Origin of the sequence: Pararhizobium sp., assembly GCF_035497515.1 — a bacterium.
Taxonomy (GTDB): domain Bacteria; phylum Pseudomonadota; class Alphaproteobacteria; order Rhizobiales; family Rhizobiaceae; genus Pararhizobium.
In genome coordinates this window covers 34,828-41,350 of the sequence record NZ_DATJDJ010000087.1, presented here as the reverse complement: position 1 = coordinate 41,350, position 6,523 = coordinate 34,828, and the positions used below count along the sequence as shown (strand labels likewise).

Annotated in this window: 6 protein-coding genes; 3 read left to right on the top strand and 3 right to left on the bottom strand. The window is 60.7% G+C overall.

All coding sequences use genetic code 11. The features are described from left to right. The 3 genes from VL202_RS09475 to VL202_RS09465 all read left to right on the top strand — a co-directional run. Window positions 1-333: 16S rRNA (guanine(527)-N(7))-methyltransferase RsmG (locus tag VL202_RS09475; RefSeq protein ID WP_325463876.1), on the top strand; the 333-nt coding region annotated here is incomplete at its 5' end. A gap of 14 nt (window positions 334-347) precedes the next feature. Then, window positions 348-1,145 carry a ParA family protein gene (locus VL202_RS09470; RefSeq protein WP_325463875.1) on the top strand — a complete coding sequence of 266 codons (798 nt, stop codon included), beginning with the start codon at window positions 348-350 and terminating at the stop codon, window positions 1,143-1,145. 44 nt (window positions 1,146-1,189) lie between these two features. After that, window positions 1,190-2,077, top strand: coding sequence for a ParB/RepB/Spo0J family partition protein (locus VL202_RS09465; protein ID WP_325463874.1), 888 nt, complete (start codon window positions 1,190-1,192; stop codon window positions 2,075-2,077). Between the two features lie 48 nt (window positions 2,078-2,125). Here the strand turns inward: VL202_RS09465 and holA are convergent, their stop codons facing one another. From holA to leuS, 3 genes are all read right to left on the bottom strand, one after another. Continuing rightward, on the bottom strand, window positions 2,126-3,160 hold the full coding sequence (gene holA, locus VL202_RS09460; protein WP_325463873.1) for a DNA polymerase III subunit delta: 1,035 nt from the start codon (window positions 3,158-3,160) through the stop codon (window positions 2,126-2,128). Window positions 3,161-3,330: 170 nt separating this feature from the next. Beyond that, window positions 3,331-3,849: an LPS assembly lipoprotein LptE gene (lptE, locus tag VL202_RS09455; RefSeq protein ID WP_325463872.1), complete on the bottom strand. Its 519-nt coding sequence runs from the start codon at window positions 3,847-3,849 to the stop codon at window positions 3,331-3,333. Then, on the bottom strand, window positions 3,836-6,466 hold the full coding sequence (leuS, locus tag VL202_RS09450) for a leucine--tRNA ligase (protein WP_325463871.1): 2,631 nt from the start codon (window positions 6,464-6,466) through the stop codon (window positions 3,836-3,838). The genes lptE and leuS overlap by 14 nt, the downstream gene beginning before the upstream one ends. Window positions 6,467-6,523: the final 57 nt, after the last annotated feature.

The following is a 6,523-nucleotide window of genomic DNA, read 5'->3' as shown; positions in this document are numbered from 1 at the left end:
AAGGCTGCGTTCTTGCGTGTTGCACTGAATGAAACCGGGGCACGCGGCTCCGTGCATCCGATTCGTATCGAATCCGCGCCTGCTTCTATCCCCTCCTGCGACGCGATCTCTGCGCGGGCGCTCGCGGATCTCCCCCTATTGCTGGAATATTGCGCGCCGTGGATGACGATGGCTGGGAAACCGCCCGCATTCTTCCACAAAGGCCGGGATTATCAGCAGGAAGTCGACAAAGCCGTTGGCCGCTTTCAGTTTGATCTGATAAAACATACCAGCGTCATCGAGCCGGATTCCGTTGTTCTCGAAATCGCAAATCTTTCGCGGAAAATTCAATAGCGGCGGGCTGTGGCATGACAGGCGAAAAGAAGAACCGGATTATTACCGTCGCCAACCAGAAGGGTGGCGTTGGCAAAACGACGACAGCGATCAACCTTGCAACCGCTTTGGCCGCGATCGGTGAGAAGGTTCTGATCATTGATCTCGATCCCCAGGGCAATGCCAGCACGGGTCTTGGGATCCAGCGCCGGGATCGAAAATTGTCCTCCTATGAATTGATGATCGGCTCTCATACGGTGGCCGATATCGTCCAGGATACCGTCGTACCCAACCTCGCCATCATTCCCTCGACGATGGACTTGCTGGGGGTGGAGATGGAAATGTCGCGAGACGCCGATCGGGTCTTCCGGTTGCGCAAGGCGCTGGCATCGAATGAAGCTCTCGCCTATTCTTATGTGCTGGTCGATTGCCCGCCTTCCTTCAACCTGTTGACCATGAACGCAATGGCGGCCGCCCATTCGGTGCTGGTGCCGCTCCAGTGCGAGTTTTTCGCACTGGAAGGCTTGAGCCAGCTTCTGGAGACGGTCGATCAGGTACGCCGGTCAGTGAACCCGACTCTTGACATCCAGGGCATCGTGCTGACCATGTTCGATTCCCGGAACAATCTTGCCCAGCAGGTTGTCAACGACGTTCGGACACATCTGGGGGAAAAGGTCTATCATACGCTGATCCCGCGCAATGTGCGGGTCTCCGAAGCGCCATCCTATGGTAAACCGGCGATCCTCTATGATCTGAAATGCGCCGGTAGTCAGGCCTATCTGCAACTGGCTTCGGAAGTAATCCAGCGTGAAAGGCAGCGAAAGGCTGCCTGACTGCGATCGATTCGACATCGTAACGACAAGTGTGAGTACAGCCGATGAATGACGACAATTCAAGACGCAGACTGGGCCGCGGCCTGGCAGCTCTGATCGGTGAAATGGATCAGCCGCCGCAGGCCTCCGGGCCGGTTGCTCCGGTCAATGCCGACCGGCGGATTCCAATCGAATTCGTCACCCGCAACCCGCGCAACCCGCGTCGATCCTTCGATGAGGCGGAACTGCAGGATCTGGCAAGTTCCATCCGTCAACATGGCATCGTCCAACCCGTCGTCGTGCGCACCATCGCCGACGAGCGTTACGAGATTATCGCCGGCGAACGCCGCTGGCGCGCAGCGCAATTGGCTGGGTTTACCGATATCCCGGTGATCGTTCGCGATGTTGACGACCGAACCGCTTTGGAAATCGCGATCGTTGAAAACGTGCAGCGTTCGGACCTCAATCCGCTTGAAGAGGCGCTCGGTTACGACCAGCTCATCGCGGAACACGGCTATACCCAGAACGACCTCGGCGAAATCATCGGCAAGAGCCGCAGCCATGTCGCAAACAGTCTGCGGCTCTTGAAGCTGCCGGAACCTGTTCGCGACATGCTGTCTTCCGGAACGCTGTCGGCCGGCCATGCGCGTGCCCTGATCCCGACATCGGATCCGGTCGGCCTTGCCCGCTCGATTGTCAGCAAGGGCCTGTCCGTGCGTGATACCGAGCGCCTGGCGCAAAATGATATTCGTTCCCAGAACGATCCGAACTATGGCAAGCCGGTTCCCAAGGAAGAGAAGGATGCTGATACGCTGGCGCTGGAGCGCACGCTGTCGGACAGTCTTGGCCTGGACGTTACCGTCAACCACAAGGCGTCCGGCGGTCAATTGCGGATTTCGTACAAGACGCTCGACCAGCTGGAGGAGATTTGCCGCCTGCTGGAGCGCCGATAAATCGTTTCGGCTGCGTAACGATTCGATTATCGATGACAAATCAAGGACTTATTTTCGTGCCGATTGCAGTGTGATCGCCAGTAAAATCTGCATGGCGATACTGTCTTCCAGGCTTTGTCGCGCGCGGCTCTGGAAGATGGCGGTTTGAAGCCGGCCAAGTTCGCGTCGGATTGCCGGCAGGGTCCATGTTTTCAGGGCTGACTCGATCAGCGGCTTTCGGCGGAAATGCAGATGGCGTCCAAGCGTCGCCACCACCTGTGCCGGCTGCTGGCGTTTGTCGTCCATCTCCGCTCGCATCAGGTCCATCAGCTGAAATTGTTTCAGGCAGGCCTGGAGAACAAGAAAGATGGCGGTCTTCGACGCCGTAATCTTGCGGATCGCATGCTGCAGACCGTCGGCATCGCCCTTCAACACGGCGTCGATCGCATCATCGACGGAGACGGCGCTGGCATCGCCGACGATCTCCATCACATGCTCTTCCTCGATCACGCCCATGCCGCGACAATAGAGCGCCAGCTTGCGGATCTCGTTGCGGGAGGCGATGCGGTCGCCGCCCAGGGCTTCGTTCAGCCGCTCGCGGGCAGCCGGTGAGATTCTGAGATTCTCTTGGCTCAGTTCTTGATCGATCAACGCGTTCACGGCACGCGCATCGTCGCTGTAGCAGGCAACGGCGATCACGGAACGTGCGGTTTCAGCGAGCTTGCGCAGCCCCGTCCCCTTTTTCAGATCTCCGGCTTCGATGATCACATAGCTTGCTTCGGGCGGCTGCTGGGAAAGAACCGTGAAACTATCGATCAGCGTTTTTTCCGTGCCAGAGGCGCGCAACCAGACAAGCTTTTCACCCCCGAACAGGCCGATCGTGTTGACCTCATCGAGAAGCCGTCCCGGGCTCTGCTGCAGGTCTGAGCCATCCAGCTTGATCAACGAAAACGGGTCGTCCAGACTGACACCGCTCTTGGCGGCGATCTGGCCGGCACGCTCGGAGACAAGGCCCCGATCCGGCCCATAGATCAGGTAGAGGCGATGATCGCGCAATGGGCGCTGCAGGAAGCCTTCAAATTCATGCGACTTGATCTCTGTCATGAAGAGCCCTTTCGATGAAGATGCCCTGTTTCGCACCGGCAGGAGGAATAGCGGAGGCGAGGAAACACTGCCAAGACTCCAATAGCCGGCCAGATAAACTCTGCCCGGCTTTCCGACGGACGACGATCCCGGCTGTGGTGCCGCGGGAGCCGGGACCGACCTAATCCTTTTTAACGGCCCACAGCCGCCGCGAGGTCGGCGCGGATGATTTCGGCAAGTTCCTTCGCGGCCCGTTTTTCGGCGTCGCGGGTGGCGCGGACCTTGGCGAACTCCTGTTCCGGGAAATCGGCCAGCGCTACTGCGCTGCGATTGCCGGAGCGTACGGTTTCGCCGGTATCGGACCGTGTCAGGTTATAGTCGGCCATGACGACAAGGCGTCCGGCGCCAGCCGTATCCGATTCCTGGTCGTAGAGCACGCCCTTGACGTCGCTGGTTACGTTGAGCGCCAGCTTGTACTGGGCATTGGCCGGTTCACCGGCCCCGCCAGAAGTCAAAAAGATCAGATCGTTGCGTACGAGTTGCTCGACGCGGTCACCAGCCTCGGAAATCTCGATCGACGCCAGCGCCGTCCCGGCCTTTCCCTGCGGGCCATCGGAATAAAGCGGCTTGACCTGGCAGCCGGCGAGCAGCGCGACCGTGCCGAGCGCCAGAAGCCATGCGGATCTTTGAGCTTTTTCAGACAACGACATTCACGATCCTCTGCGGCACGACGATGATTTTCTTCGGGCTTTGGCCGCCCAGCGCAGCCTTGACGGGGTCGAGGGCGAGAACAGCTGCCTCGATTGCAGTCTGATCCGCATCGCGCGCAATTGTCAAATCAGCGCGCTTCTTGCCGTTGATCTGGACCGGCATGGTGACTTCGTTTTCGGCCACCAGCGCTTCGCCATAGACCGGCCACGCGCTCTGGGCGACGAGACCGGTTCCGCCGATTTCCTGCCAGCACTGTTCGGCCAGATGCGGCATCATCGGAGCGACGAGGCTGATCAGGATCGCCGTCGCGTCCTTCACGGCCGCGACGGTCGCCTGGTCGGCGGCTCCGCCGGCAACCTGGCTCAACGGGCCGGCAAGGGCGTTCACCAGTTCATAGAGCCGTGCCACGGCCTTGTTGAAGGCGAGCTTGTCATAGTCAGCCTGAACCGCCTTCAGCGTCTTGTGGGCGAACTGGGAGATCGGGAGGGCCGCTCCGCTCGAGGCGGGTGCCGCTTCCGCGCCCTTCAGCACCGGGGAGGCTTCCGAGATCAGCCGCCACAGGCGCTGGACGAAACGATGCGCGCCTTCGACGCCGGCCTCCGACCAGATGACGTCGCGGTCCGGCGGTGAGTCCGACAGGACGAAGAAGCGGGCCGTATCAGCGCCGTAGGAGGCGATGATGTCATCGGGATCTACGACGTTCTTCTTCGACTTCGACATTTTCTCGATCGAGCCGATGGCGATCGGTTCGCCGGTTTCGATCAGGGTGGCCTGACGTTTGCCGTCGGTCTCGACGATGGTGATCTCCGCCGGCGTCACCCATTCGCGCTGGGCGCCTTCGCCGCGGCTATAGGTTTCGTGCACCACCATGCCCTGCGTGAACAGACCCTTGAAGGGTTCGTCCAGACCGGCATGGCCGGTGGCCTTCATTGCCCGGGTAAAGAAACGCGAATACAGCAGATGCAGGATCGCGTGCTCGATGCCGCCGATATACTGGTCGACGGGCAACCAGCGATCGACAGCCGTCCGGTCGGTCGGCGTCTTTTCCCAGGGCGCGGTGAAGCGCGCGAAATACCACGACGAATCCACGAATGTGTCCATCGTGTCGGTTTCGCGCCGCGCATCCTTGCCGCAATGCGGGCAGGAAACGTTGCGCCAGGTCGGATGACGGTCGAGTGGATTGCCCGGTTTGTCGAAGGTGACATCGTCGGGCAGCTTGACCGGAAGGTCGGCCTTCGGCACGGGAACGACGCCGCAATCATCGCAATGGATGACAGGGATCGGGCAGCCCCAGTAGCGCTGGCGGGAAATGCCCCAGTCGCGCAGGCGGTAATTCACCTTGCGCTCCGCTTGCGGCGCATTGCCGAGCGTGGTCTGCTCCAGTGTCGAGGCGACCTTCGCGAAGGCCTCGTCGATCGTCAGGCCGTCAAGATCGCGGGAATTGATCATCACGCCGTCGCCGACATAGGCTTCGTTGCCGATCGTGAAGCTCGCCGCGTCGCCATCCTTCGGCATCACCACGGCAACGACCGGCAGGCCGTACTTACGGGCGAAGTCGAGGTCGCGCTGGTCGCCGGACGGGCAGCCGAAGATGGCGCCGGTGCCATAGTCCATCAGCACGAAGTTGGCGACGTAGACCGGCAGTTCCCAGTTGGGGTCGAGCGGATGTTTCACGCGGATGCCGGTGTCGATGCCCTTCTTTTCGGCGGTTTCCAGCGCGGCCAGCGAAGTGCCGGCGCGGCGGGTTTCCTCGCAGAAGGCTTCGATCCCGGCATTGCCGGCAGCGGCCTGCCGCGCCAGCGGATGGTCGGCGGCGATGGCCAGGAACGAGGCGCCAAACAGAGTGTCGGGGCGTGTCGTATAGACGGCGACCTCGGTCGCGTCGGCTGCGCCCGTTCCGGGAACGATTTCCCAGCGGATCGTCAGCCCCTCGGAGCGGCCGATCCAGTTCTTCTGCATCAGCCGGACCTTTTCCGGCCACTGGTCCAGCCTGTCCAGCGAATCGAGCAGATCCTGGTTGAAATCGGTGATGCGGAAGAACCACTGCGTCAGCTCGCGCTGTTCGACCAGCGCGCCGGAACGCCAGCCGCGACCGTCGATCACCTGTTCATTGGCCAGAACGGTATTGTCGACCGGGTCCCAGTTGACCTTCGATTGCTTGCGGTAGACCAGACCCTTTTCCAGGAAGTCCAGGAACAGATGCTGCTGGTGCTGGTAATAGTCGACATCGCAGGTGGCGAATTCGCGCGACCAGTCGAGCGACAGGCCCATCACCTTCAATTGCGCTTTCATCGAGGCGATGTTCTGGTAGGTCCAGGTGGCCGGGTGTACGCCGCGCTCCATGGCGGCATTTTCCGCCGGCATGCCGAAGGCATCCCAGCCCATCGGATGCAGGACGTTGTAGCCGCGCGCGCGCTTGTAGCGGGCAACGACGTCACCCATGGCATAGTTGCGGACATGGCCCATATGGATCCGGCCCGACGGATAGGGGAACATTTCGAGCACGTAATATTTTTCACGCGGATCGCTATTGTCTGTCGTGAAGACGTGCTTCTGGTCCCATTCCTGTTGCCAGCGGGGTTCAGCATCGCGCGGATTGTAACGTTCGGTAGCCATATGATCGATGTTCCGGAAAGTGTGTGCGAGGGGAAATCAACCCCTCCGATATTTGGC

Coding starts and splice junctions, on each gene's coding strand:
- VL202_RS09470 (WP_325463875.1), top strand. CDS start 348: ATGACAGGCGAAAAGAAGAACCGGATTATTACCGTCGCCAACCAGAAG.
- VL202_RS09465 (WP_325463874.1), top strand. CDS start 1,190: ATGAATGACGACAATTCAAGACGCAGACTGGGCCGCGGCCTGGCAGCT.
- holA (WP_325463873.1), bottom strand. CDS start 3,160: ATGACAGAGATCAAGTCGCATGAATTTGAAGGCTTCCTGCAGCGCCCA.
- lptE (WP_325463872.1), bottom strand. CDS start 3,849: ATGTCGTTGTCTGAAAAAGCTCAAAGATCCGCATGGCTTCTGGCGCTC.
- leuS (WP_325463871.1), bottom strand. CDS start 6,466: ATGGCTACCGAACGTTACAATCCGCGCGATGCTGAACCCCGCTGGCAA.